Genomic DNA, 25,243 nt, shown 5'->3' on the forward strand with positions numbered 1-25,243 from the left:
TAACCTCGTTCAACCAGGTGTGGTCCGCCGTCTTTTTCAGCGCCGTCAGCGCAGCCGAGGTCGCGTGATACCCCAGGCGCTCTTGCCGCTGGGCCCAAGCCGTCGAACGAAGATTAAGCATGTGGTTATAGACCACGCGCACACAACCAAACGTGCGAGCCAGCGTGATCGCTTGCTCGGGCGTGGGATAAAACCGGAATCGGTAGGCACGTTTGGTTTGCATGCCCGAGATGCTATCGACGTCAAACCTAATAACGGGGTATTTACCCGGCTATCGACTCATATCAGACCGATCCTGCAGCCTGACGGCTGCGTCCCTTTCCTCCCCGGCAGGAATGCCGAGGTTTCTCGGAGCAAGTGATGAAACTGGTCAGTCAGGCCCGCCGGGCCATTGTCAAATGTGGGTTTGCATTGGCGGCTGCCGCCACGATGGCGAACCTGCCTGTGCACGCCGCCGAAACGCCGCAATATGGAGGCGTGCTTACGGCCATTCTGCATCCGGAGCCGCCCAGCCTCATTCTGGCGCTCCAGCAGGTCGCTGGCACGCAGATGATTGGCGGCAAGATCTTCGAAAGCCTGTTGACCTATTCGTTTGATCTTAAGCCGTTGCCCAGCCTTGCCAAGTCCTGGGAGGTTTCCGACGACAAGCTGACGTATACCTTCCATCTTCAGCAAGGCGTGACCTGGCACGATGGCAAGCCGTTCTCATCGGCCGATGTCGTGTTTTCGTACGAGAAGGTGCTGTCCAAGACGCCGCGTACCCGCGGCATGATGCAAAACGTCGAATCAGTCACGGCGCCGGACGCGAACACCGTGGTGTTCAAGCTGAAGGAACCGTATGCCGCGTTCCTGTACGGGCTCGACATTGGCGGTGGCGCAATCGTGCCCAAGCATCTATACGACGTGGATACTCCCATTGGCCAGAACCCGAATAACGCGCATCCGATTGGCACCGGCCCCTTCAAGTTCAAGAAATGGGAACGTGGCTCGTATGTGGAACTGGTGAAGAACGAGAACTACTGGAAGGAAGGCCGTCCGTACCTGGACGGTATTACCTATCGCGTGATTCCCGACGCCGCGTCGCGTCGGCTAGCGATCGAACAGGGCACGGTGATGCAGGCCTGGCTGCAGGATCTGGAGCCGATGGACGTGCCGCGCGTGGCGAAGCTGCCCAACATGACGCATACCAACAAGGGCTTCGAATACTGGTCGACTATGCAGTGGATCGAGCTGAACAACGCGCGCGAGCCGTTTAACGACAAGCGCTTTCGCCAGGCGTTGATGTATGCGATCAACCGCAAATTCATCGCGGAAAAGATCATGGTCGGCCAGGGGGTGCCCGCTACCGGACCGATTCACCACAACACGCGCTTTTATGATTCCAACGTCAAGAAGTACGACTACGATCCCGAGAAAGCTATTGCCCTGCTTGAGGAAATGGGGCTCAAGCCCAATGGCGATGGCGTGCGCGTCACCATCGGCATGATCCCATTGCCTTACGGTGAGATGCCGCGTCGTGTCGCCGAGTACATCAAGCAGAATCTGTCCAAAGTCGGTATCGCAGTGAACCTCGAGAGCACCGACGTGGGGGGATGGGTGTCGCGTGTCGGTAACTGGGATTACGACATGGCGGGCAATGGGGTGTTTCAGTATGCCGATCCCGCCATTGGCGTGGCCCGCACCTATGTGGGCAGCAACATTCGCAAAGGTGTGATGTTCAGCAACACGTCCCAGTACAACAATCCGAAAGTCGACGAGCTGTTCAATCTGGCCGCAAAGGCCAGTGACGATGAACAACGGCAGAGATACTACTCCGAGGCACAAAAAATCCTGGTCGAGGATGTGCCGCTGGTGTGGTTGGTGGACACCAATTACGGCACCATCTTGAACAAGCGCGTGCACGACGCCATCACGACGGGCCTGGGCGTGGTGGATACCTACAGTGATGCGTGGCTGTCGAAGGAATGAGCAAGATCGCCGGATTCCTGGGCAGGCGCGTGGTCAAGAGCATCCTGGTGCTCTTCATGATCGCCATATTCAATTTCTTTCTGGTCCGTGCCGCACCCGGCGACCCCGCGGAAATTCTGGCGGGGCAGTCGGGGGCGGCCGATGCCGAATACATCGAAAAGCTGCGCCAGGATTTTGGACTGGACAAGCCCTTGACCGTACAGCTTGCGTCTTATCTTAAAGACGTGGCTACGTTCGACTTGGGTTATTCCTATCGCCAGCAGTCTCCCGTGTCGACGCTGATCTTGGCGCACTTGCCCGCGACGCTGATACTGGCGTTGACGTCATTTGCCTTTGCGTTATTCGCAGGGGTGGGGCTGGGTATCCAGGCGGCATTGCGCGTGGGTAAATGGGGCGATACGGTCATCACGACGCTTGCCATGCTGGCCTACGCCACACCGATATTTTGGGTAGGACTGATGCTGGTGTTGGTGTTTTCGGTGCAGTTGCAGTGGTTGCCTTCCTTTGGCTACGAAAGCGTCGGCGCCAACCTGACAGGGTTCGCGCGTTTTGCTGATATCGCGCGTCACTTGATCTTGCCCACGGTCACGCTGGGCATGTTCTATATGGCGGTCTATGCACGATTGACCCGCGCGTCGATGCTGGAGATCCGCCAGCTCGATTTTGTGAAGACGGCGCGCGCCAAGGGTTTATCGGAACGCACCGTAATCATGCGCCATGTGCTGCGCAACGCTTTGCTGCCAATCATCACCTATGCGGGTATCCAGGCGGGACACCTGATAGGGGGATCTTTGCTGGTTGAAACGGTGTTCGCCTGGCCGGGCATAGGCCGGCTGGCGTTCGACGCTCTGGTACAGCGCGACTACAGCGTGTTGCTCGGCGTGTTCTTCGTGGCGTCCATTGTCGTCGTGATTGTCAATCTGCTGACCGACATTCTTTACACGATCGCCGATCCCAGGATAGAACTCAAATGAAGAACTTCTTTCGCGCGTTTTGCCACAACAAGGGCGGCCTGGTGGGCTTGACTGTTCTTGCGCTGGTCAGTTTGTTGGCGGTTTTTGCCAGTTGGATATTTCCCGATAGCCCCTGGGACATGGTGAACGCGCCGTATATGCCGCCCTTGTCCGAGGACGCCTTGCTGGGCACCGATACCCTGGGCCGCGATATCGCAAGTGGTATCGCCTATGGCGGCCGGGTCACGCTGGTGCTGGCGCTGATCTCGACGGCGGTGTCAGTTCTGGTGGGCATTACGGTCGGAGCGATCGCGGGCTTTTACGGCGGCAAGGTCGATCAAGTCATCGTCGGGTTCATCGAACTGTTCCAGACGATTCCCGGGTTTTTCCTGGCTGTCGTGCTGGTGGCTATTCTTACTCCCAGTATCAGCACTGTGATCTTCGCGATTGCGCTCGTATCCTGGCCGCCGCTGGCACGTCTGGTGCGCGCCGAATTCATGAGCATGAAGCATCGGGAATTTGTCGAGGCCGCGATCCTGAGCGGTCAGTCCAATATGCGCATTATTCTGACTCAGATACTGCCCAACAGCTTGTCGCCGGTCATCGTGTCGGGGTCACTGATGGTGGCTAGCGCGATCTTGTTGGAGTCGGCGTTGAGTTTCCTGGGGCTGGGCGATCCCAACACCATGACATGGGGATACATCATCGGCGCATCGCGCAGCGTGTTGCGCGATGCGTGGTGGATGAGTGTGTTTCCGGGCATTGCCATCCTGATGACGGTCTTGGCCTTTAACTTGGTGGGCGAGGCGCTCAACGACGCACTCAATCCCAAACTGGCCCGCAAAAGGACAAACTGATGACGGCGCTACTGGAAATCCGCGACCTGTGCGTTTCTGTCGTGCAAGACGGGCCTTCGACGCCCGTTGTCAACGGCGTGTCCTATACCGTTAATCGAAACGAAATCCTATGCGTGGTCGGTGAATCGGGCTCGGGAAAATCGGTGACCGCGCACGCGCTGATGGGGCTCTTGCCCGAGGGCGAGTTGCAGGTCAGCGCAGGCAGCATTCTTTATCGCGGACGCGAACTAGTCGGGTTGACGCCGAAAGACTGGTATGGCTTGCGGGGAAAGTCGTTTGGTATGGTTTTTCAGGAGCCCATGACTGCACTGAACCCCATCATGCGCATTGGCCGTCAAGTTGACGAAGTGCTCGAGCGCCATACTGAATTGCCGGCCGAGGCGCGTCGCGCCAAGGTACTGCAGTTGTTCCATGACGTGATGCTGCCCGATCCCGAGAAGTTGATGAATGCCTACCCATTCCAGTTGTCGGGCGGCCAGCGTCAACGCGCGGTGATCGCCATGGCCCTGGCGATGGAGCCGGATATTCTCATCGCCGATGAGCCCACCACGGCGCTGGATGTCACCACGCAGGCCCAGATCCTGGCCATGATCAAAGACATTCAGGCACGGATGGGCATAGGCGTCATTTTCATTACCCATGATTTTGGTGTGGTCGCGGAGATTGCCGACCGTATCGTGGTGATGCGCCACGGTCAGGTAGTAGAGCAGGGCGCCGCCGCCGACATTCTGAATCGGCCACAGGCGGCCTATACCCGCCAGTTGATCGCCGCCGTGCCGCATAAACCGCAGGGAAAGGTGGAGGCGGCCACGACGCCACCACTGATGGTGATCGACAGGCTACGCAAGACGTTTCGGTCGGACAAGGGACGTCAGGTACTGGCGCTCGACGATATCTCGCTGACGATTCAGCAGGGCGAGACGGTCGGATTGGTAGGTGAATCCGGGTCGGGAAAATCCACGTTGGGCCGTACCCTTACGGGCCTGATTCTTCCCGACAGTGGCAGCGTGAGAATCGATGGACGAGAGCTCGTTGGCCTGTCCACCCGTGAATGGCGCGAGCATCGACGCCAGATTCAGATGGTATTTCAGGATCCGTATGCATCGTTGAACCCGCGCCATCGCATCGTCGACGCTGTGGCACAGGGTCCCATCGCGTTCGGCGAGCCGCGTCGCAAAGCGTTGGCGGATGCGCGCGAATTGCTCGAACTCGTGGGTTTGGGTGGTGATGCCGGCGACCGCTATCCGCACCAGTTCTCAGGCGGACAGCGGCAACGGGTGGGGATTGCCCGCGCGCTGGCGCTGCGCCCTCGACTGCTTGTGGCCGATGAGGCCGTATCGGCGCTGGATGTGTCTATCCAGGCTCAGGTGCTGGAGCTGCTGAAGACGGTCAGTGGGCAATTCGATCTGTCGGTCTTGTTCATTACCCACGACCTTCGCGTTGCCGCCGAAATCTGTGATCGTATCGCGGTGATGCGGCAAGGCGAGCTGGTCGAACTGGGGCGAGCCACCGATATTTTCTATCGCCCGCAGCACGAATACACGCGTCGATTGATCGATTCCATTCCTGGCCGACAGTGGTCCAAACCGGACTTCTCCCGAGCCGATCCTTCAGAGGAAACCATTGCACATGCAACATGAAGAGTATGAATCGTTGGACGGCCTGGATATGGCTGCCCGGCTCAAGTCGGGAGACACGTCCCCCGAGGCATTGATGCGCTGCGCGGTTGAGTTGGCGTGCAGCCGGGCAACGGCACTGAATGCGTTGCGCTACGAACAGTATGAGACATCCGTCGAACTGGCGAAGTCCTGGCAACAGCGAGGCGCGTTCGGCGGTATTCCTTTCTTGTTGAAGGATTCGGGCCTGCCGTCTACGCGCTTTCCGTCCAGCGTGGGTTCGCGCCTGCTTAACGATACGACTTATGATTGCAATGGCACGCTGACAGATCGTTTCGAACAGGCAGGCCTGATCGCGTTCGCCCGCTCCACTGTGCCGGAATTCTGCATGGTGGCAACGACCGAGGCACAGGTTAATGGGGGCCCCACCCTCAATCCCTGGGACCGAAGCCGTTCGACCGGGGGCTCCAGTGGCGGTGCGGCGGCAGCGGTGGCGGCACGCGTCGTCCCGGTGGCGCATGGCAGCGATGGTGGCGGGTCGATCCGCATCCCCGCCGCATGTTGCGGCGTGTATGGCTTGAAAGCTTCGCGTGGCCGCGTACCGATGGGGCCGTTTCGGGGTGAGGGATGGGGAGGCATGGCGACCGACGGGGTGTTGAGTGTGACGGTACGAGATACCGCCGCGGCTATGGACGCCATCTCAGGTTACGAACGTGGCGCGCCGTACGCGGCCCCGCCCAAGACAGGGGCCTATTTGGATGAGGTCGTGGAATCGGCGGTCAAGCCATTGCGGATCGCCGTATGGCGCTCGGCCTGGAACGATATCGCCATTTCGCCGGAGCCGTTGCAGGCTGTGCAGCACAGCGTCGACTTACTGCACAGCCTGGGCCACACGGTCATGGATTCGGCGCCGCCGGTCATCGACTATGACGCCTTCGTGCAGGCGCATGCATGCATCTTGGCCAGCAATATTGTTCTTGCGGTGGACACGCGTCTGGGCTCGACCGGCAAGGCGTTGCAAAGCGACGACCTGGAACCCATCATGCTGTCGGGCTACGAACTGGGCAAGCGCATCACGGCGAAAGAATACATCGCCAGCGTGAACCGCCTGCACGCCATCGGTCGTGCGATGGAAGCCTACATGGAGGATTTCGATCTGATCCTTACCCCGGCATTGACCGAGTTGCCGGTAAAGCTCGGTGAGCTGTCCACGCAGCGCGGCGAGTTTCTTGATCTGCGTAAAAGGGTGTCGCGATACGCGACCTTCATGGCGGCATTCAATGCGTCAGGCCAGCCCGCCGCCAGCTTGCCGTTGTTTGCCACGCCAGAAGGCGTACCGGTCGCCACGCAATTAGTGGGGCGTTTCGGGCGCGAAGACGTGATATTGCGGGTGTCGGCCCAACTCGAACGGGCGGACCCCTGGAAACATCGCAAGCCGGCATTTTAATGTTGTCTTGATTTTGCGAGGTATGTGTGTCGCAGCCCGGTCATGGAGGGCTGTGACGCGCCCTTGATTCGACAGCGAATCCAGCGATCCACCGCGTTTGGTATGCTTGATGGCATAGTTACCTGGAGTCTCAGCATCATGCAGATCCATCGCTTGGTATCACCGCGCCTCTTGCCCGCGGCAATGTGCGCGTTGCTCGCTTCCTGCGCCCATGGGCCATCCCAACCTCCCGAGCCCGAAGTTCAGCCTCCACCGGACTATACGACGTCGGGCCCGACTACCAACGCCAATGCGCCAAAGCCTCGCCTGACCATCCAATCCGGCGAGGGGGAAAGGTTAAATCTCCCATGGTTCATCAGGGACGCACAGAATGCGATCAACGAGTAATTCTTTCTCGCGTTGTCCTGGATAGTCTGTGAAACGTGTGAGGTGTTTTCATGAAGATAGTGGTATTGCCTGGCGACGGTATCGGGCCTGAAACCATGGCGGTTGCGGTGGATGCGCTAGAGGCGGTGTCGCAACGGTTCGACCTCGGTTTGCAGTTGGATCATGACGTGGCGGGCCACGATAGCCTCAAGCGTCATGGTGCGACGGTGACGCCGGCGTTGTTGGACAAAGTCCAGGCTGCTGACGGTCTGATGCTGGGTCCCATGGCCACCTACGATTTCAAAGACGAATCAAAGGGGGAAATCAATCCTTCGAAATTCTTCCGCAAAAATTTAGATCTGTACGCCAATATTCGTCCGGCCCGTACTTATGAGGGTATGCCGGCGCGGTTAGGCGAATTCGATCTGGTTGTCGTTCGTGAGAACACGGAAGGTTTTTACGCGGATCGCAATATCGAGTCGGGCGGCAGCGAGATGCTGATCACGCCGGATGTCGTCGTGTCCTTGCGCCGTATCACCCGTCAGTGCTGCGAGCGCATTGCACGCTCTGCTTTTGAGTTGGCCATGACACGCAAAAAACACGTCACGATCGTGCATAAGGCGAATGTGCTGAAGATCGGTGACGGCATGTTCATCGATACGTGTCACGAGGTGGCTAAGGCGTTTCCCGAGGTGCGCGTGGACGATGTCATTGTCGACGCGATGATGGCTCATGTGGTGCGCGCACCCGATCGTTATGACGTGATAGTGACGACCAATATGTTTGGGGATATCTTGTCTGACCTGACGGCAGAGCTTTCCGGTAGTCTAGGGTTGGGAGGGGCGTTGAATGCGGGCCAGAACTATGCCATGGGGCAAGCGGCTCACGGTTCGGCCCCGGATATTGCGGGCAAGGATCTGGCCAATCCTGCATCACAATTATTGTCGGCGGCCATGCTGTTGAATTGGTATGGCCAGCGTCAAGAGAAACAAAAATTCCTGGATGCCAGCAAAGCGATCGAAGCCGCTGTTGCCGCCAGCATTGCATCGGGCCAGTGCACGGCCGACGTGGGGGGGCAATTAGGTACGCGTGCGGCAGGCAAGGCGGTGCTTGATCAATTGCGGGCGGCCACCCGTTAAAAAATCTGTTTGATTGGCTTGGCGAATCGAAGCGCTGCCGTCCAAGTATTTTGAGACTCACCCATGAGCGGCGTTAATGTTGACTCGCGCAAAGCTTAAAAGGAGCACTTAATGCGTACTCTCGTGTTCATCGCGCTGGTATTTTTCGGACTCGGCACTGTGGAGCCCCTCTCCAACGCGCACGCTGCGGACTGTGCCACAGCGAGTGATCAATCAACACTGAATGAGTGTGCTAGTAAGGACTACGCGAAATCGGATGCCGAATTGAACAAACTCTATAAAGAGATCCGGGGCCGTCTGAGCGATCAACCCGATGCAGTGAAAAAGCTCGTCGCAGCGCAAAAGGCCTGGATTGTTTTCCGTGATGCCGAGTGCGATTTCTCTAGCGTTCGCTCGCAAGACGGGAGTGCCTATCCAATGCTAATCCGCATGTGTCGCGATGGGCTTACCCAAACTCGCATCAAGGACTTCAAAACCTATTTGTCTTGCGAAGAAGGCGACTTGAGTTGTCCTGTTCCACCCAAGAACTAGGAAACAGTTAAGCGCAGTCCGTCTCGAGATCGCGTTGCCGCTAAGCCTCTACGAACAGCCAGTGCGTCGGTGCGATGGCCGCGCTACTGTGCGCACCGTACGGATATACATTTTATCCAGGATGCCCAAAAACGGGACCGCGTCGCTATTTATCCCAGTCCGAATCGAGCGCGGATTTCGTTCCCGCAGTTGCGATCGCCTACCGAGTAGCGATCTCCGATTTCGGCGCATTCCTCGGCTATGGATAGGGCGAAAGTAAGCAGCGATGCATGGTCTACATCGTCGAGCCCCGCCGCATCAGCAAAAGCCGAGAGTTCATCGGCGCTTAGGCCCAGTTTTTGTGAGTTGCCATCAGTGTGATCCATTCCTCGCCTCCGCGTGCGTGGGACAGCATTCATGATCTTGGTTCTGGCGTGACTGAACTTGACTCAGTGCACACGCTTTTCGACCGTTTCGGATCAAGCCAGTATAAGGGCCCGTACGGGCCGCGCAATCAATTTGTGGGACAACACCAGAATTGCGGAGCAAAATAAAAGGCCAAATCGTGGGCGTTGTCCAGCGCGGCTGAAAAACCCGCACGATAGCGCAATATGGCCGCAAGGCGCATGCGTATCCTCGGTGCATTGACCTTTGAACGGAGATAATGATGTCCCACCCCTCGAACCACACAGCCGCGCCGGCTGAGCGCGGCCAGTGCCAGGCCATCGACCTAGTCGGCAAGATCGCGCTGATCGACGGTTACTGGCAACCGCGCGTCGTCGCCGAAATGAACGACTATCAGTTTAAAGTCGTCAAGGTCGAAGGCGAGTTCCAGTGGCACCGGCATGCCGATACTGACGAGACGTTCATTGTGCTCGAAGGCGAGTTGCGCATCGATTTTCGCGCGGGCCCATTGGGTGACGGTTCGATCGTGCTGCGCGCCGGTCAGATGGCGGTGGTGCCAAAGGGCGTCGAGCATAAGCCCTGTGCAAATGCAGAAGTGAAGATGCTGTTGATCGAGCCGCGAGGCGTGGCGAACACGGGTGACGGTCCGACGGACGAGCGTACTGTCGAGAACGATCAGTGGATTTAAGGCGTCCACTGACGCATACGTAAAAAGGGATAAAAAAAGGAATGCGAACGCGACAACAAACACGGTCCCCGTACGGCCCAAACGTTCTCCCATTTTTCCAGTCTGCCGATCGGGTTGCTGGATGAAGATGTTGCCCAATAGCCTCTCGAGCAGAATCGGTGCGTTGATGCTAGTGCTTGTTCTTGGCATGATGGGCGCCGGCGTATGGCTGGATAATGAAAAGGAACAGAAAGGCTCGCACCTGCTGGCCGGTCTGGACCTGTCCGATGGCGAGTACATACTGGTCATCCAGGATGGAACCGAGACTGAAGTCAGCACTGAGACCCATCCGGCGCAGTCAGAAAGCCGGCTTGCCACGCTGATCGATGACAGAGACGTGATTGCGAAGTATCGCGGCGCCGTCGACATCAAGTCGAGCATCGTGGAATTCCTGCCGGGCGAGGGCAGGGGGGATTACTACGTGCTGTTGTTTCGCAATGGCAGGCAGGTGGCGGGCCGTTCTGTACCCAGTGCGACGCAGATTCAAGTGCCGTCTGGCCTGCGGCAGGCCGGGCGCTTGGTGCGCGAACGCCGGTTGCAGGCCGGTTGCGACGTGTTCCTGCCGGCGCTGGAGCGTTTGCAAAGCCGCAACGTCCTGTTCCGGGACGTGAGTTCGCCAAAGCCGGGAGACTGCGACTATCCGTATTATTTCAGTCTCACCCTGCCCACGGTCGTCGTGCCGGAGGGGGAGACGTTCGATGTCGATGCTTACGCGCGGGAGCGGTTCGAGCAGATCGTGGCCAATGTGCACGGGTATGTGCTTCGATTCGTAAAGCCGGTGATTGCTGTCTCGTCACCAGGGCGGATCAGCTTGGTCGACGATCGATATCATGATCTCTCGTACAACGGAGAGCCTTTAGTGTTGACCGGTTTTACGCTCTATGACATTCGGGTGACGGTCGAGGGCGATGCGGGAGTTTATTCCGCTTTGCGCGACCTGAATCTGCACCGCTATATGGCGCCGCCGCATCGCCCGGAGCGGCTGGAGCAGGCCAAGACGCAAGCCTTGTCCCGCTTAGGCCTTGATACGATGCATGAGGAGATCATCGTGAGTTTCCAGGACAAACACGCGACGGGCTATGAATATCGGCCGGACGGCGTTTTGGGGCGGCAGTATCCGCGTGTCTATGTGGGCGATTATTGGGAGGCTGTCGTACCGTCCGCTCAATAGTGGGTCGGTACGTATCCTTGCAAACTTAGTCTAGATTTAGCAATCGAAATTGCGCCGGAGATTCTTCGAAGGCATTTGTCTTTCGTAACTGAGCAAGAAGCTTGTCCAGGTGGACGTAATCAAACTGAGCGCACCAAGTCGCCGTCTTGGATATAGCCTGAATGATCGGTTCTGTTTCTTTTCCTCGAGTGAGGGCGCGAAGACAATCGACGAATTGGGGATGAAAGAGTGTCGGTATGATGACCCGGGAGCGGCCGACTCGTGACAGCTCTGCATTCATGACTAGTCGTGATATCCGGCCATTACCATCCTCAAACGGGTGCACCTCTGCAATCAGGAAGAGGTAGTAGATGGCTCGCGCCAGGCCCTCGGGCACGCTTGGTGCCAGTCGTGAGCCTTCTATCAAGGTGCCGCATACGTGCGAGGGTCTCACAAATTCTGTCGTTCCCGCGTAATTCGTCTCAAGTTTCAGTTGCCCTGGATTAACCTCGGGGCGTCGGGCGAGCATCTGCGCGTGCCATGCTCGTAGTACTTCGACGAAGTCCTCACCCACTGGTGGTACTGACCCGCGGGTTTCGGTACGGTTCGCTAGCTCAAATACACCCAGAATATCGTGAGAGTCCTTGGGACGTTGCGCCACAATCTTGTTACGCAAAACAATATCTTCTGCTTCCTCAAGAGAAAACTTGGTGCCTTCTACGTAGTTCGAAAAATAGGACTCCAGAAACGCGAAATGGATACGCGCATCGCCCGGAGCAGCAATTTCGGGAATATCAGGAAGCACGGTCACTCGTAGTGCGGTGGCAAGCACGTCGAACAGCGCCAGACGCTCGGTGTCGATGGGCGTGCCTCGGGCAATGTTGAGCCCAGCTTTCGTCTTGAGTGCACCTTTGGAATGGGTTTTTAGCAGTGCGCCAATCATGCCATTAAGAGACTCAAAGCTTTTTTTTGCGTCTAGCGGTATCGCAAGTTCGCGTATTCGGTCTCGAATTCGGTTAAGTCCCGCTTCCTTGTTCACGTTGAGCATCGCGATGAGTCGTTCTTCCACTGCTTGTGCAGACGCTCGTGTAGCTTTGGAGCCTCGGCTCATGTTTTCGAGCAATGCTCGCTCAGGTGAGGACCAATATAGGTCCAGGGCGCCCAGGCGAAAATCGCCCGCAAGTGGTGAGGGGCCTTTTGTGAGAACCAGCACCAAACCCGGGTACTTGATGCGTCGATTAAAGCGAGTGGGGTGAGAGATGACAACCTCGTTGGACGGCGTAATTCCGCTTACAAACGCGCTAAGGTGCGAAACAACAGCGCCGGGCACAGCATGAGCGGCCAACTTTTGCCAGTTGCGTCGGACCCGACCGATGATTTCTTCTTCAGAGCCCGCCTCAACGTAGACTCCGGCAGCGATGCGAAGCAACTCTCCGCTTTTCGCGCGTCGTTGAAGTTGACGGTCTGTGACGGCATCTCCGGTTGCGAACGTGACTTCTTCGAGTGGTCGTTTTTTCGCTTTTGCAGGTAGCATATTTATCCAAAATGACGTTTTATAGCTTTTATTGTATGCATTTTGTCGTTTTTCAGCTAATTTTCATTAAATGAAGCAATGTCGTTTTCTAGCTAACGATAGGCTTTGATTGGACCCAATTGTCGTTTTTAAACTTTAAAATAGACCATATAGTCGTAAATCAGCTTCTATAGCTGCGCGTGGTGAAGTGCGTGCGTATGCCGTACCCGTGCTTGAATGGAGCCCGCCCCGAGCTTGATCGAACTGCTCGATCGGGTTATTTCGCCCTCCGAGCTGGAATCAGGGAGGTGACGGCGCAGCTTGAGTATTGTCAGGCGCGGTTGAAATAGAGCGCTGTGGGTGCAAAGGGCACTCCAGCAGGCTATCGTTAGGGAAGCCGCAACGTCTCAAGGAGCTCATATGAAATCGACCGTGCCACTTTGCCTTCTCGTTGCCGTCGTGCTGACGGCCTGCGCTGGGCCGAGAGATTCTGCGCCACTCCAGCCGAGCTCCGCCCAGCATAGTGACCAGACCGACGGGCATAATGCACGCAACGCGCTGGACTGGGCCGGCACCTACGAGGGCACGCTTCCTTGTGCCGATTGCTCAGGCATTCATACCCGCCTTGTGCTGATGCAGGATGGAACATATGAACTGCAGACCCGCTACCTAGATCGTCAGTCGCACCCAACCGCAGTGAGCGGCACCTTCACGTGGCAGCCTGATGGAAGCACTATTCTGCTTGACATGTCGGGTGACGAGCAGCGCTACTTTGTGTCCGAGGGACGGCTGATCATGCTGTACCAGGATGGCACGCGACCCACCGGGCCGTTGGCGCAGCACTACGAGCTGAAGCAGGTGAGCGAGCAAAAATAACGGGTGACCCTGCCTCGTTTCCACGTACATCAAAAAGTTGTCAACTTTGAAAGTACGGAAAATCGAAATGAAAGACAGCAGTTTGCCTAAGAGGCAGTACACAGAGGAATTCAAGGCTGAAGCGGTCAGGCTCGCGGGCTCGGTAGGCAGTCATGAGGCGGCACGACGTCTGGGCTTCCGGTGGCGACCGTGGGCAATTGGGTGCGTCGTCATCGGGCCGTAAGCGAGAGTGGCAGCGGGTTGCCCGCAGCCATTGTGCCGGAGGTTGCTACGCGGCGCCCGGTGAGTGAGTTGGAAGCTGAGAACAGCCGCCTGCGCAGGGAACTAGCCGAAGCGAAGCAGGATGTAGAAATCCTAAAAAAAGCGACGGCGTACTTCGCCAGAGGGTCGCGATGAGGTACGCCTGGATCGACGCGCATCGCGATCAATACACCGTCAGCCGATTGTGCCGCGTGCTGAGCGTATCTCGCAGCGGCTATTGTCAATGGCGGGTGCGTACGCCAAGTGCTCGGGATCTGGCCAACCAGGCCCTGGACGCCAGGGTGGCTACCATTCACAGCGCGAGTCGGCGCAGTTACGGTCGTGCTCGCATCGTACAGACGCTGCGCCATCAGGGTGAGACGGTCAGCGCTGAACGGGTACGTAAAAGTCTGCGGCGTCAGGGCCTGCGCCCGGTATATCGCAGGCCGTTCGTGGTGACCACAGACTCTGCCCATCATCTGCCGGTGGCGCCCAATCTACTCAATAGGCGTTTCGATGGTTGGCAAGCCGATCAAGCTTGGGTGGCTGACATAACCTACGTGTCCACCGGTGAAGGCTGGCTATACTTGGCGGCGGTCATGGATCTTGCTGGCCGACGTGTCGTGGGATGGTCGATGTCCGACAGCATTGACGCCAACTTGGTGTGTTCTGCTCTGCGATCGGCATGGGGGCAGCGCAGGCCTGCCACGGGCTTGTTGGTCCACACCGATCGCGGTGTCCAGTACGCCAGTGGGCAGTACCGGGCGTTGGCGGCCAACATGGGGATCACGATGTCCATGAGCAGAAGGGCCAACGCTTGGGACAACGCGGCGATGGAGAGCTTCTTCAAAACGCTGAAAGTCGAGCGCGTCAACCAAGTTCGCTACGATACGCGGGCTCAGGCTAGGTTGGACATCGTTAACTGGATCGAGGGCTGGTACAACCGCCAGCGCCTGCATTCGGCCAACGACTTCCTCGCCCAGGTGGCATGGGAGATCGCCAACCGAGCTGTATGACTTGCTGTACGTGGAAACGAGGCAGGGTCACCGACAAGTTTGGATGAAATAGCATTTTTTCAGAAAAATTTACCAGCGATTCATGTTGCCATCTAAGGTGCCCGAAGAAACGGGGCAAGGCCAGCTTAATCCAGCTTCACATTCGCGCGTTCAACTACCTCGCGCCAAGCCGGAATTTCCTGGGCCATGAGATCGCTCAGTTCTTGTGGCGTGGACGACTGAATCAACAAGCCTTCTTCGGCATAGCGTTTCTTGAAATTGGGGTCGTCCAGGGCCTTTGCCAGCATGGTGTGCAGCTTCTTGGTCACGTCGTCCGGGATGCCCTTGGGGCCCACTACGGCATACCACGTCGTGGCCTCAAGGCCAGGGATGCCCTGTTCGGCAGCGGTCGAGACGTCCGGAATTACCTCGAGCCGCTGGCTGCCCGTAATGCCCAACGCCTTTACCTGTCCGGCGCGCAACTGCTGCAGAATTTCGGAAACTTGGGTTACGCCCAGCTGCAGTTCGTCAGCCATGACAGCGACCAGAACCGGGGCGCTGCCCTTGTACGGCACGTGCACAATGGCGTTGTCGACCTGCTTGTTTAGCAGTTCGCCCGTCAAGTGCGTGATGCTGCCCGCGCCCGACGAGCCGTAGTTCAAGTCTTTCAGGTTCTTGGTGTTGTTGACCAGATCGCGCAACGTGTTGGCTTCAAGCTTGGGCGATGCCGCGAACACCAATGGGCTGCGGCCTACCAGCGTCAATGGTGTGAAGTCTTTGAGCGGATCATATGTCAGCTTCGTGTATAGGCTGGGGGCGGTAGCCAGCGTCGAGACATTGCCGAGCAACAGCGTATAGCCATCGGGAGCCGACCGCGCCACGCTTGCCGTGCCGATCGTACCGCCGGCGCCGGCGCGGTTTTCGACGACGACGGTCTGCGCCGTTTGTTCGCCCAGCGTATTGGCAAGCGCCCGGGCCAGTGTGTCGGCCGCGCCTCCCGGTGCGAATGGGACTACCAGGCGAATCGGCTGGCTCGGAAAGTTGGATTGGGCAGAGCCGGGCGCGGCCAATGCCGCGGACGCGAGGATGGCGGACGCGATGAGTCCGCCAGCGCGCTTCAGATTTTTGATCATGGTGTCTTTCTCTTTTCTAGTGGTGGTTATTTAGCAGGCCTGTCGTTAGTTGAGGGATGCGTGGCGAGCCAGTGCCGGGCGATGTCTTCGCGTCTGCATACCCAAACTTGCGAATGCTTCGCGACGTGCGCCAGGAAGCGCTTGAGGCCGGCTGCGCGGCCCGGATGTCCCGCTAGCCTGAGATGCAGGCCCACGGACATCATCCGAGGCTGCGTTTCGCCTTCGGCGTACAACATGTCGAACGCGTCACGCAGATAATTGAAAAAGTCGTCACCCGTGGCCATGCCGCCCCGGATGAACTTCGCGTCGTTATTCACAAGCCCGTACGGAATGACCAAGCGAGAGGCGCCATTGACCTGGACGTAATAGGGCAGCTCATCGTTGTAGGCGTCCGAGTCGTACAGGAAACCGCCATGTTCGGCGACCAACCTGCGCGTGTTCAGGCTGGGGCCGTAGCGGCAATACCAGCCGGCGGGGCGTTTGCCAGTGGTGCGTGATATGGACTCGAACGCGAGGCCGATGCGTTGGCGCTCTTCTTCTTCGCTGAGGTTCTGGTGGCGTTCCCACCGCCAGCCGTGTGCGCACACATCCCAATCTTTATTCTTTACGGCTTCGCATACCGCGGGGTTACGCTCCAGGGCCAAGCCGCAAGCGAACAGCGTGGCGGTAAACCCATGCTCTTCCAACAGGCGGGCGATACGCCAGAAGCCAATGCGGCTACCGTATTCGAACATCGATTCCGCCGCCAGATCGCGGCCGGTAAACTCGCCGGCGCCGCCTTCGGTCAAGCCTGTCTCCGATGCCGGGTCGCCATCCAGAATCGAAGGCTCCGATCCTTCTTCGTAGTTGATGCAAAAGTTCAACGCCAGGCGAGCTCCACCTGGCCAGTGTGGGTTGGGCAACATGGGGCCATAGCCCACAAAATCACGAGGATGCTGATCGATCATGAGAGCGCCCCTTCTCGGTTTCTATGCATAGTGGACTAGCACCCGGCTGGATGCCGGCAAATCCAGGAATTGGTCGTTACCGTGTTCGGCCATGCCCATGAACACGGCAAACTGCGCGGGTGCCTGCAGCACGGTCAGCCCGTGGTGCCACACGCCGCGCCCATAGCACACACCTTGTGCTGGCGAAGCGATAAATGCTTCCAACGCGTGCGCATCCGGTTGGCCGTCAACCAGGGAGGGTGCGACCACCACTAGATAAGAGGTATGGGTCAGCGGAATAAACGTCTGCGCGGAATAGGGATGGCGCTCCAGCGCGCTGATCAGCAGAGGGGACTGCCCCTGTGCATCAACTTGCGAGACCCAGAATCTGTTCGCACTGACCTGGCGGGAATGATCGAATGCCGATGCCACAAAATGGCGGCGTTCCGAACCGGCGTGCTCGATGACTTCTCCATAGGGGGCAAAGCTCTCTGACGTTAATGGGCGCGCGGGAATAGACCGGGCGCCAGTGTGTGCGGGTGAGTTCATTGATGCAGATAGCCTAGTGAGCCCAGATAAGCCTGGCGGACATTGGTCAGGTGCGCGTGCATTGCCGCGCGCGCGGCCTCTGCGTTGCCCGCTTCCAGCGCATCGAGTATGGTCATGTGTTCTTCGCGCGCCTTGATCTGGCGTTGTTCTAGGCGTTCAACGTTGCACAGGCGCACGCGCAGCCTGGCGTCGGAAATAAGCGCCGCCATCGTCCGGTTGCCGCAGTGTTCGGCAATCAGTTCGTGCAACATGTTGTCTGCTGACCAATCCTGCTGCCGCGTAACCGCCGCGCTATGCAGAATGGTTTCGAGTTCCTGGCGCAGCGCCACCAGCTTTGAGGACGGGATGCGGCCGGCCGCCAATGCCGCCGCCTCGGATTCCAGCACGAGGCGCACGTGCAGCAGTTCCAGCAGTTCGGCGGTGCCGAAGGCCTTCACGATGATCGATCCATTCGACAGGCGAGCCACGATGCCTTCGCCCAGCAAGCGATTGAACGCTGCGCGCAGCGGCGTGCGCGACACGCCCAGGTCTGCCGCTAGCCGCCGTTCTTCGAGCACTTCGCCCGGGCCGATTTCCCGCGAAACGATCTTGGCGAGTAGGTGCTTGTAACTGCGCTCGTGAGCGCTGTCAGATGTGAGTTCCACTGAATCCATACTGTTGTATCCCATTGGGATCCCAATCGTACACCAATATGGCGTCAAAATCCTGGTGTTTCCGCCTGACGTGATGCTGGCCTAGGTTCTGAATTCAGTCATCGGTTTGTCTTCTGGCGTCGTCACGGTGCATTGTGGAAGGACAATTCCAGTCCAACACGTTGGCCACGGTGCACGCGACTGACGGCGTGCTTCAGATTGACTCGGTAATAGCCTTTGCTACCCTTGAAAGGACGTTGTGCAGTGCTGATGATGGCGGCATCTCCCCGCTTGAGCGGGAGCACCATGGGGCGCGACTGCATACGTGGGCGTTGCTCGATCATGACGAACTCACCGCCCTCGAAATCTTGTCCCGGCTCGGTCAGCAGGGCCACGATCTGTAGTGGGAAGACGTATTCGCCTTCGCTGCGTTGATGCAAGGCCAAATAGTCCGCTACGCCCAGTCGATTCAGGTGCGAGAGCATCCGAGCTTGACCTGCCTCGCGATTACGTTGAAGAAAGGTGTCGAGCTCAGTCGGATAGCGGTACACGACATCCAGCATTTCGTTCCAACGATTCGCGATGGGCGCCAGGTGGCGATAGAAATCGGTACGCCAGCCCTGCAGCGGTGCCGGCAGTTGATCACCCAAATAGAATAGATCGCCGCGCCCCAGATCGCTCGAAGCGAGCGATACGCGACGTATTGCGTCTACATCCGCGCTAACTTGCCTGGCCAGCAATTTCGCCTGCTCGCCAGGCAGTATCCCTGGCAGCAAGGCGTAGCCTACGATATCGAGTTGCCTGGCGGTGTCTGTCCAGTTCAGGTGGTTAATTAATTGGGGTGAGGAAGTCATGAGTTAGGACCTGTTCAAGCCTGGATCTCACGCCGGAGCAATCCATGCTTGCGATTCACGCCCCAGCGGGAGCCGTGCCGCTCGGTTGTCCCGCCCAATGCGCCGCAATTGGTCAGGGCTACGGGCACGGTGAAGCCGCCCGGGGTCACCATGTGGCGAAATGGATCTGAACGGGCATCGAAGAAAAGATCAGGATTCATGTCTTTCTGTTCCCTAGCGCGCGTCGTGGAATATCAATCCCACTGTGTGTCGCTTGCCACTGTGCAAGCGGCTGACGCCATGGCGTATGGAGACTTTGCGCATGCCTGCGCGCTTTCCGGCGGCGGGCCGATGATTAACCGTGAAAACCACCGCATCGCCTTGCCGCAGCGCCACGACATAAGCACGCTGGCTTTTTGTTGCGGTCTCTGTCATGACGAATTCGCCACCGGTGAAGTCCTTGCCGGGCTCCGAGAGCAGGATAGCGACCTGCAATGGGAATACATGTTCTCCGTACAAATCCTGGTGAAGGCAGTTGTAGTCGCCTGGACCGTACTGAAGAATGAGCGGCGTTGGGCGTATCTGGCCTGCTGCGTGGCATCGCCCCAGGAACGCGTCTAGCGTATCCGGATAGTGCACGCTGATGTCCAGTTGGCGGTTCCAGCGATTCGCAATCGGCGCCAATCGTGAAAACAACGCATGACGCAGTTGATCGAGCAGCGGCGGCAACGGGTAGGCGAAATACTTGTATTCACCACGGCCAAATCCATGACGAGCCATCACGATGCGGCTGCGGTAGCCTTCTTCCCGGGAGTAAAGGGCCGTAAACTCCTTGCATTGCGTCACCGACAGCAGACCGGGCAGCACCGCGTTGCCGTGGCCATCGAGTGATTGCTCGATGGCGCTCCAGTCAAAGGAATCGGGCAGCGAAGGCTCCGTACGCTTTGCCTGTGCTTTCATTGTTCGGATTCCTCAGCCAGCAAGGCTCTCTTGCGCTCCGCACCCCAGCGATAGCCCCATAGTGTGCTGCCGCTTAGCACCACACGGTGGCTGGGGATGGCGATGGCGTAACGAATGGGCCTTTGAACTTTGCTTCCAGAGGCGCGAAAGTTGTACTTGAATGCAGAAATGGACGTGTTCATGGCGCATCACTCAACGAAATCGGAGGATTTGGCCAGTGTAGGTATCCCACGGCTTATTGAAACTCCGATCTTTGCGCTTGAATTCCGGTCAAACCTGCCTATCTGGTAGAGCCGGATGATGATCGCAATCATCATTTGGCGTTCGGACGTCATTGCCCGAAACTTAGCCCTTCACTGGGCCGTTTCCTCTGAATAGTGTTCGCCGATACGTTCGTTGTACGCAGCCGGGATTGACACCTACAACGTCAATCGTCACGTCAAAGCACATACCACGCCGTCAAAGCCGCGATGGGCAGATCAATGCCTCTTCATCGCTCATCCCGGAGGAGCGCACACCGTCAATTTTCTCCAAGCCAGAACCATAGTGCGGCACCGATGGCCAGCCATAGTGCGATGATCACTGCGCCGCCTACTATGCTACGCGGCTTGGAACCCTTGTCGTGTATCCACCGGTCTGCCAATTTTCTAGATTCCGCAAGGACATCTGAGGGTAATAGCCAGATCGCTAGCCAGATTAGGACAGGCAGTAAGAGCACGTCATCAACATAGCCTAAAACCGGGATGAAATCGGGAATGAGATCAATGGGGCTAAGGGCGTAGCCCACCACGAACAGCCCAAGCGCTTTCGCGTACCAAGGTGTTCGCGGGCTCTTTACTGCGAACCATAGCGTCACCCCATCTCGCTTGATGCGCTTGGCCCAGGCTTTCAGCGTGGCCCCAGCTTTCATGATTTTCATCAATGCTTTTTCGAATCCGGCAAAGCGCATGCTGCGCTTTTAAAACACAAAATTCTTGTAGCGTTCGATGTATTCACGCGCACTGCGATTGAGTATCCGTGCGCATGCTTCGGCTTTGTCTGCGTCACCCTGCACAATGGCCGACACGATGGCCCGGTATTGCTTGACGCCTTCCTGGGCACGCCCAGGCAAAAGCGCGACGCGCCGGATGGTCACCGCCGTTCGGTCGTGCAGGCGATCGATCATGTCGCTTAATACCGGATTATTGGCCGCCTCCTTGATGCGGCGTCGAAATGCTTCGATCGTCGCGATGTGACTGTCGATGTCGCCATTCTTCAGGCTGGCCTCGAAAGGTTCGCCAAACTGGGCCTCGATGTCGCGCCATTGATCGGCCGTCGTGTTTTGTGTAGCCAGTCGAACGGCCAACCCATCGAGCACTTCGCGAATCTCGTACAAATGATAGGTGGACGCCATATCGACTGCCGCAATCACCGCACCCTTGTTGGGAATGCGCACAATCAAACCCCGATCTTCTAGCGTGGCCAGGGCTTCTCGGGCTTTGGCGCGCGGGATGTCATAGGTCAGCGCGATTTCTTCTTCCGGGATGTGCGCTCCCGGTAGCAAGATCTGGGTGGCGATCTTTTGGCGTAACTCTGCAACGATATCTGCGGTAGTTAACTTCTTAGCCGACGTCGTTTTTTTGGCGGATTTAGCGGTCATGAATTAAGATCTTTTTGAATCAGATGAAGCAGTATTGCACACTGTATTGTATGCAATACTGCATGTCATCAAGCCTGCGTCTGAAATCAGTCGCTGTGCGCCTGGTTGCCCAGAATGTCTTCCACGCAGCGCGCGAAATAAAGCAGCCGTGCGTCTTCCTTCAGGTTGCCTACCAATTGCAATCCCAAGGGCAAGCCATTCGGTCCACGAGCGACGGGCAACGTCACCGCAGGATTGTGAAGGAGCGACCAGATGCGGATGAATGCCGAACTGCCGGTCGAGCTCGCATCCGGCGCTTCGTCCAGCGTTGCGGGCATAGCGAGCACGTCTACACCTCGCATCAGATCGTGGAAGGCAAGGCGACACGTGTCTGCTGCGTCCAGGGCTGCGGCATAGTCCTGAGCGCAATAGGTTTCCCCCAATGCCAGATAGGCCAACAATTCCGGGTCGCAAAGCGCGGCGTAATCGCGTTTGATGGCTGCGTACTCACGTGCCAGGTCGTAGGCCATGATGACGTCCTGCGCGTCACCCATGGTTTCGAATAGCGCTGGCGGATTCAACTCGACGATGCGTGCACCGGCCTGTCCGAGCGCGCTCAGATTCGAATCGAACAATGTCTGCACGCAAGGTTGTGCCTCGTCCCAATGACGGGTGCGCCATACGCCGACAGTGAAATCCCGACGCAGTGGCGCATCCGAATCGAATCGCGGATCGGACATAAATCCACGCATGAACATCGTTGCGTCCTCGACCGAGCGGCAAATCGGTCCGATCACGTCCAACGGGCGCGAATATCGCCGTATGCCGTGATAAGGAATGGCATCCAGCGTCGGTTTGAAACCTACGGCGCCGCAAAACGTCGATGGCCGCAAAATGGATCCCGCGGTCTGGGTACCAATCGAGATCGGCGTCATGAAGTCGGCGACGGCAGCCGCTGAACCGGCAGATGATGCCGCCGGCGAGCGCGTCAGGTCATGCGGGTTGCGGCATGGCCCCGGCAGCATGATCGCGTGGCGCGACACGGTGTTTTTGCCTAGCAGGTTAAAGCCCAATGCACGGGCCATGGTCACGACGGGTGCATCGAGCTCAGGTTTGTGACCATGAAAAATTTCAGGCTCTCCCCACTCTGTCGGCATATCAGCGGTATCGATTGTGTCTTTGATGCCAAGCGGTACGCCATCGAACATATTGCGCCGCCCCTCACGGTCCACGTTTCTCGCGCGAGCCAGCGCCTGGTTTGCTGCGACGTGAACCCATGCGTGAACGGCATCGTTGCGCGCATCGATGCGTGCCAGGCAAGCCTCGGTCCAGGCGAGCGCAGACAGCTCGCCAGAGTCTAGTTTGCGCAGGCCCTGCGCCATCGTCAGCCGAGCAATGGCATCTGGCGCGGGGCGCCTCACGGCGGCCGGCGGTTGTGTGATTGCAATCATTGCGGTGCTCCGGTGTCGTTGCGGGCATCGTGCTTGGCACGCCCGAGATAAAGGTCGGCCATTTTCTCGTTGGCTAAAAGATTTGCACCGGTATCGGTCAGCATGATTCGCCCGGTGTCCAGGATGTAACCTCGATCGCTGAACGCGAGCGCCTGGCGTGCCCGCTGTTCGACCATCAGTACCGCCACGCCCAGCTCGGGCAGGCGACGTGTGGCGGCAAACACCTGGTCGGTCAGCGCCGGCGACAGCGCTGCCGATGGCTCGTCAAGCAGCATCAAACGTGGCGATCCCATCAACGCTCGCGCGAAAGCAAGCTGTTGCCGTTCTCCGCCCGACAGGTTCTCAGCCGCCGTACGGCGGCGCTCTGCGAGCGCAGGAAAGATCTCGAACATATCGCGGATGCGCTGAGCGGGCTTTTTGACATGCTCGACCACCTGGAGATTTTCCAGAACGGTCAACGCACCAAATACGTTATGCACCTGCGGCACATACGCTACGCCATGTTTGACCCGCGCCTCGATGGGCAATCGCAGCAGATCCTGACCCTCGAACAGGATTTTTCCCGACACGCGAGGCAACAAACCCATGATCGCCTTTATCAAGGTCGACTTGCCTGCGCCATTGGTCCCGGCGATGGTGACGATCTCGCGCGTCTGCACGTGCATATCGATTTCCGTCACGATGTCGACTTCGCCGTATCCGCCTGAGACGCCCTGCAACGTCAGCACTGTCATACCACGCCTCCCATGTAAGCTTCACGTACCCCGGCGTTAGCCAAGACTTCGTTGGGTGTGCCTTCTGCAATCACTCGACCACGATCCATCGCATACATCTTGGGCACGATACGCGAGAGTTCGTCCAGGTTGTGTTCGATAATCAGAATCGACATACCACGTGCATTTAGGGCGACGATGCGTTCAGATAACTCGCCGATCAGTACAGGGTTGACACCTGCGAAGGGCTCGTCGAGCATGATGGCCTTAGGATCAAGCATCAAAAGCCGCCCCAATTCCAACAGCTTTTTCTGTCCACCCGACAGGCGCCCGGCACGCTCGTCGGCCACACGCTCCAGATTCAGAAAGGAGAGCAACTGACGCGCCTTCTCACCTGTCTCTTTCTCTTGACGTGCTACGCGGCCACGTGCGAATACCAGCGCGCTGAGCTTTTCGCCCGCTTGTGCAGGTGCGGCCGCCATCAAGTTGTCAAAGACAGTTAGTTGAGAGAATTCGCGCGGCACTTGGAATGTACGGGCCAGGCCACGTTGCACGCGCTTCTCCACCGCCAGCTGGGTAATGTCTTCACCCGCGAAGGTGACGCTGCCTTTCAGGGGGGCGATATAGCCTGAGATAGTCGAGAACAGCGTGCTTTTTCCTGCACCATTCGTGCCGATCAAGCCCACCAGTCCGCCCTGCGGCAAGGTCAACGATACGCCTTCAAGCACTTTGAAATTGCCAAAGCCTGCTCCGATATTCGACACAGAAAGTAGCGCTGTCATTTCTTCACCGTTTTACGTTCGCCGAACAGCCCTTCGGGGCGATACAGCATGGTGCAGATCAACGCCATGCCAATGATCCAGAAGCGAACGCTAGACAGTTGCACTTCTGAGACGCCTGGAAAGATTTCTCGCAGAAAGCGCGAGCCTTCCAGAAAGCCGACCAGCATGACCGTCCCCACGACGACACCGCTCAGGCGGTTTACGCCTCCCATGATGATGGCCATCCAGACATAGAACGTAATCAGTGGTACGAACTGCTCGGGACTGATGAAGGTTAGGTAGTGCGCCTGGAACGCACCCGCAAGCCCCGCCAGTGCCGCGCCAATCGCAAGTGATCGGGTCTTGAATCGCGCGGGATCTTTGCCCAGTGCGCGCACGGCTACCTCGTTATCGCGTATGGCGCCGATCACCCGGCCAAAGGGGCTTTTGATGATGCCCTTGATGCCTGCGAACACGATGATGTTGACGATGACCAACGTCGCCAGAATCCAGAGGTCTGCCGACGGGCCATTACCGAACAAACGCGGAATGCCTGGTATGCCATGCACGCCATGCGTGAGCCATTCCTCCTTCTGTAGCATCATTCGAACGGATTCAGAGAACCCCAACGTAACGATTGCCAGATAGTCTCCCCGAAGCCGCAGTGCGATCATTCCCAGTGGAAACGCGAACACCGCTGCGAAAGCAGTAGCCGCCACCATGCAGATCAGAATCGGCACACCTTGCATGGCCAGCAACGCCGACGTATAAGCGCCGATAGCGAAAAACCCGACGTGTCCAAAGTTGATCAGACCCGTAAACCCATACTGTAGCGATAACCCGCCCGCCAGCAGCATATAGATCAGGATGGTGATTGAAATCGTGACGATATAGCCTTCCATGAT

25 protein-coding genes and 3 pseudogenes are annotated in these 25,243 nt (G+C 57.9%); 11 read left to right on the top strand and 17 right to left on the bottom strand.

All coding sequences use genetic code 11. The annotated features are described in order from the left end of the window. Positions 1–223 (bottom strand): helix-turn-helix domain-containing protein (locus tag ACYVDM_RS08395; RefSeq protein WP_460475347.1); only part of this gene is annotated, 223 nt, incomplete at its 3' end. A gap of 137 nt (positions 224–360) precedes the next feature. Between ACYVDM_RS08395 and ACYVDM_RS08400 the strand changes: the two genes are divergently transcribed. The 7 genes from ACYVDM_RS08400 to ACYVDM_RS08430 all read left to right on the top strand — a co-directional run bounded on the left by ACYVDM_RS08400 (position 361) and on the right by ACYVDM_RS08430 (position 8,877). Further along, positions 361–1,968 carry an ABC transporter substrate-binding protein gene (locus tag ACYVDM_RS08400; RefSeq protein ID WP_415786859.1) on the top strand — a complete coding sequence of 536 codons (1,608 nt, stop codon included), beginning with the start codon at positions 361–363 and terminating at the stop codon, positions 1,966–1,968. Further along, positions 1,965–2,942, top strand: a complete 978-nt coding sequence (locus ACYVDM_RS08405; protein WP_415786857.1) for an ABC transporter permease — start codon at positions 1,965–1,967, stop codon at positions 2,940–2,942. The genes ACYVDM_RS08400 and ACYVDM_RS08405 overlap by 4 nt, the downstream gene beginning before the upstream one ends. Continuing rightward, the gene (locus ACYVDM_RS08410) at positions 2,939–3,778 is read left to right on the top strand and encodes an ABC transporter permease (protein WP_415786855.1); all 840 of its coding nucleotides are present in this window, start codon (positions 2,939–2,941) and stop codon (positions 3,776–3,778) included. The genes ACYVDM_RS08405 and ACYVDM_RS08410 overlap by 4 nt, the downstream gene beginning before the upstream one ends. Continuing rightward, on the top strand, positions 3,778–5,418 hold the full coding sequence (locus ACYVDM_RS08415; RefSeq protein WP_415786853.1) for an ABC transporter ATP-binding protein: 1,641 nt from the start codon (positions 3,778–3,780) through the stop codon (positions 5,416–5,418). The genes ACYVDM_RS08410 and ACYVDM_RS08415 overlap by 1 nt, the downstream gene beginning before the upstream one ends. Further along, positions 5,408–6,841 carry an amidase gene (locus ACYVDM_RS08420; RefSeq protein WP_415786851.1) on the top strand — a complete coding sequence of 478 codons (1,434 nt, stop codon included), beginning with the start codon at positions 5,408–5,410 and terminating at the stop codon, positions 6,839–6,841. Before ACYVDM_RS08415 ends, ACYVDM_RS08420 begins: the two co-directional genes overlap by 11 nt. A gap of 437 nt (positions 6,842–7,278) precedes the next feature. Beyond that, the gene (locus tag ACYVDM_RS08425; RefSeq protein WP_415786849.1) at positions 7,279–8,346 is read left to right on the top strand and encodes an isocitrate/isopropylmalate dehydrogenase family protein; all 1,068 of its coding nucleotides are present in this window, start codon (positions 7,279–7,281) and stop codon (positions 8,344–8,346) included. Positions 8,347–8,457: 111 nt separating this feature from the next. Further along, a complete protein-coding gene (locus tag ACYVDM_RS08430) occupies positions 8,458–8,877 on the top strand; it encodes a lysozyme inhibitor LprI family protein (protein ID WP_415786847.1) in 420 nt (139 codons plus the stop codon). Between the two features lie 149 nt (positions 8,878–9,026). Here ACYVDM_RS08430 and ACYVDM_RS08435 read toward each other — a convergent pair whose 3' ends face one another. Continuing rightward, entirely contained in the window at positions 9,027–9,242 is a 216-nt protein-coding gene (locus ACYVDM_RS08435; protein WP_415786845.1) for a hypothetical protein, read from the bottom strand. A 281-nt stretch (positions 9,243–9,523) separates the two neighbouring features. On the opposite strand from ACYVDM_RS08435, the gene ACYVDM_RS08440 reads away from it, so the two are divergent. Then, positions 9,524–9,949 (top strand): cupin domain-containing protein, encoded by a 426-nt coding sequence (locus ACYVDM_RS08440; RefSeq protein ID WP_415787089.1) that lies wholly within the window; start codon positions 9,524–9,526, stop codon positions 9,947–9,949. Positions 9,950–10,115: 166 nt separating this feature from the next. Then, positions 10,116–11,159, top strand: coding sequence for a hypothetical protein (locus ACYVDM_RS08445; RefSeq protein WP_415786843.1), 1,044 nt, complete (start codon positions 10,116–10,118; stop codon positions 11,157–11,159). Positions 11,160–11,184: 25 nt separating this feature from the next. On the opposite strand, the gene ACYVDM_RS08450 is transcribed toward ACYVDM_RS08445, so the two are convergent. Continuing rightward, positions 11,185–12,672, bottom strand: coding sequence for a Fic family protein (locus tag ACYVDM_RS08450; protein ID WP_415786841.1), 1,488 nt, complete (start codon positions 12,670–12,672; stop codon positions 11,185–11,187). Between the two features lie 399 nt (positions 12,673–13,071). On the opposite strand from ACYVDM_RS08450, the gene ACYVDM_RS08455 reads away from it, so the two are divergent. Together ACYVDM_RS08455 and ACYVDM_RS08460 are read left to right on the top strand one after the other, a co-directional pair. Next, positions 13,072–13,527: a copper resistance protein NlpE gene (locus ACYVDM_RS08455; RefSeq protein WP_415786839.1), complete on the top strand. Its 456-nt coding sequence runs from the start codon at positions 13,072–13,074 to the stop codon at positions 13,525–13,527. Between the two features lie 67 nt (positions 13,528–13,594). Next, a pseudogene (locus tag ACYVDM_RS08460) lies at positions 13,595–14,783 on the top strand (IS3 family transposase). A gap of 125 nt (positions 14,784–14,908) precedes the next feature. Here ACYVDM_RS08460 and ACYVDM_RS08465 read toward each other — a convergent pair. From ACYVDM_RS08465 to ACYVDM_RS08530, 14 genes and pseudogenes are all read right to left on the bottom strand, one after another. Beyond that, positions 14,909–15,895: a Bug family tripartite tricarboxylate transporter substrate binding protein gene (locus ACYVDM_RS08465; protein ID WP_415786837.1), complete on the bottom strand. Its 987-nt coding sequence runs from the start codon at positions 15,893–15,895 to the stop codon at positions 14,909–14,911. 26 nt (positions 15,896–15,921) lie between these two features. Further along, positions 15,922–16,842, bottom strand: coding sequence for an allantoinase PuuE (locus tag ACYVDM_RS08470; protein WP_415786835.1), 921 nt, complete (start codon positions 16,840–16,842; stop codon positions 15,922–15,924). A 21-nt stretch (positions 16,843–16,863) separates the two neighbouring features. Then, positions 16,864–17,370 carry an ureidoglycolate lyase gene (locus ACYVDM_RS08475; RefSeq protein ID WP_415786833.1) on the bottom strand — a complete coding sequence of 169 codons (507 nt, stop codon included), beginning with the start codon at positions 17,368–17,370 and terminating at the stop codon, positions 16,864–16,866. Next, complete coding sequence (locus tag ACYVDM_RS08480; RefSeq protein ID WP_415786831.1) at positions 17,367–18,023, bottom strand: GntR family transcriptional regulator; 657 nt, start codon at positions 18,021–18,023, stop codon at positions 17,367–17,369. The genes ACYVDM_RS08475 and ACYVDM_RS08480 overlap by 4 nt, the downstream gene beginning before the upstream one ends. Before the next feature lie 122 nt (positions 18,024–18,145). After that, positions 18,146–18,856, bottom strand: a complete 711-nt coding sequence (locus ACYVDM_RS08485; protein WP_415786829.1) for a 2OG-Fe(II) oxygenase — start codon at positions 18,854–18,856, stop codon at positions 18,146–18,148. A 62-nt stretch (positions 18,857–18,918) separates the two neighbouring features. Further along, positions 18,919–19,020: pseudogene (locus ACYVDM_RS08490) on the bottom strand (alpha-ketoglutarate-dependent dioxygenase AlkB); the annotation flags it as partial. Between the two features lie 49 nt (positions 19,021–19,069). Continuing rightward, positions 19,070–19,795: a 2OG-Fe(II) oxygenase gene (locus ACYVDM_RS08495; RefSeq protein WP_415786827.1), complete on the bottom strand. Its 726-nt coding sequence runs from the start codon at positions 19,793–19,795 to the stop codon at positions 19,070–19,072. After that, positions 19,792–19,902 (bottom strand): annotated as a pseudogene (locus ACYVDM_RS08500) (MGMT family protein); the annotation flags it as partial. The gene ACYVDM_RS08495 and the pseudogene ACYVDM_RS08500, both read right to left, overlap by 4 nt. Before the next feature lie 413 nt (positions 19,903–20,315). Continuing rightward, on the bottom strand, positions 20,316–20,705 hold the full coding sequence (locus ACYVDM_RS08505; protein ID WP_415787087.1) for a YkvA family protein: 390 nt from the start codon (positions 20,703–20,705) through the stop codon (positions 20,316–20,318). Positions 20,706–20,753: 48 nt separating this feature from the next. Then, positions 20,754–21,434: a GntR family transcriptional regulator gene (locus ACYVDM_RS08510; RefSeq protein ID WP_415786825.1), complete on the bottom strand. Its 681-nt coding sequence runs from the start codon at positions 21,432–21,434 to the stop codon at positions 20,754–20,756. 86 nt (positions 21,435–21,520) lie between these two features. Further along, positions 21,521–22,864, bottom strand: coding sequence for an amidase (locus ACYVDM_RS08515; protein ID WP_415786823.1), 1,344 nt, complete (start codon positions 22,862–22,864; stop codon positions 21,521–21,523). Beyond that, the gene (locus tag ACYVDM_RS08520) at positions 22,861–23,598 is read right to left on the bottom strand and encodes an ABC transporter ATP-binding protein (RefSeq protein WP_415786821.1); all 738 of its coding nucleotides are present in this window, start codon (positions 23,596–23,598) and stop codon (positions 22,861–22,863) included. The genes ACYVDM_RS08515 and ACYVDM_RS08520 overlap by 4 nt, the downstream gene beginning before the upstream one ends. Further along, complete coding sequence (locus ACYVDM_RS08525; protein WP_415786819.1) at positions 23,595–24,359, bottom strand: ABC transporter ATP-binding protein; 765 nt, start codon at positions 24,357–24,359, stop codon at positions 23,595–23,597. The genes ACYVDM_RS08520 and ACYVDM_RS08525 overlap by 4 nt, the downstream gene beginning before the upstream one ends. Further along, complete coding sequence (locus tag ACYVDM_RS08530; RefSeq protein WP_415787085.1) at positions 24,356–25,243, bottom strand: branched-chain amino acid ABC transporter permease; 888 nt, start codon at positions 25,241–25,243, stop codon at positions 24,356–24,358. Before ACYVDM_RS08530 ends, ACYVDM_RS08525 begins: the two co-directional genes overlap by 4 nt.

It is taken from the genome of Bordetella tumulicola (assembly GCF_054779135.1).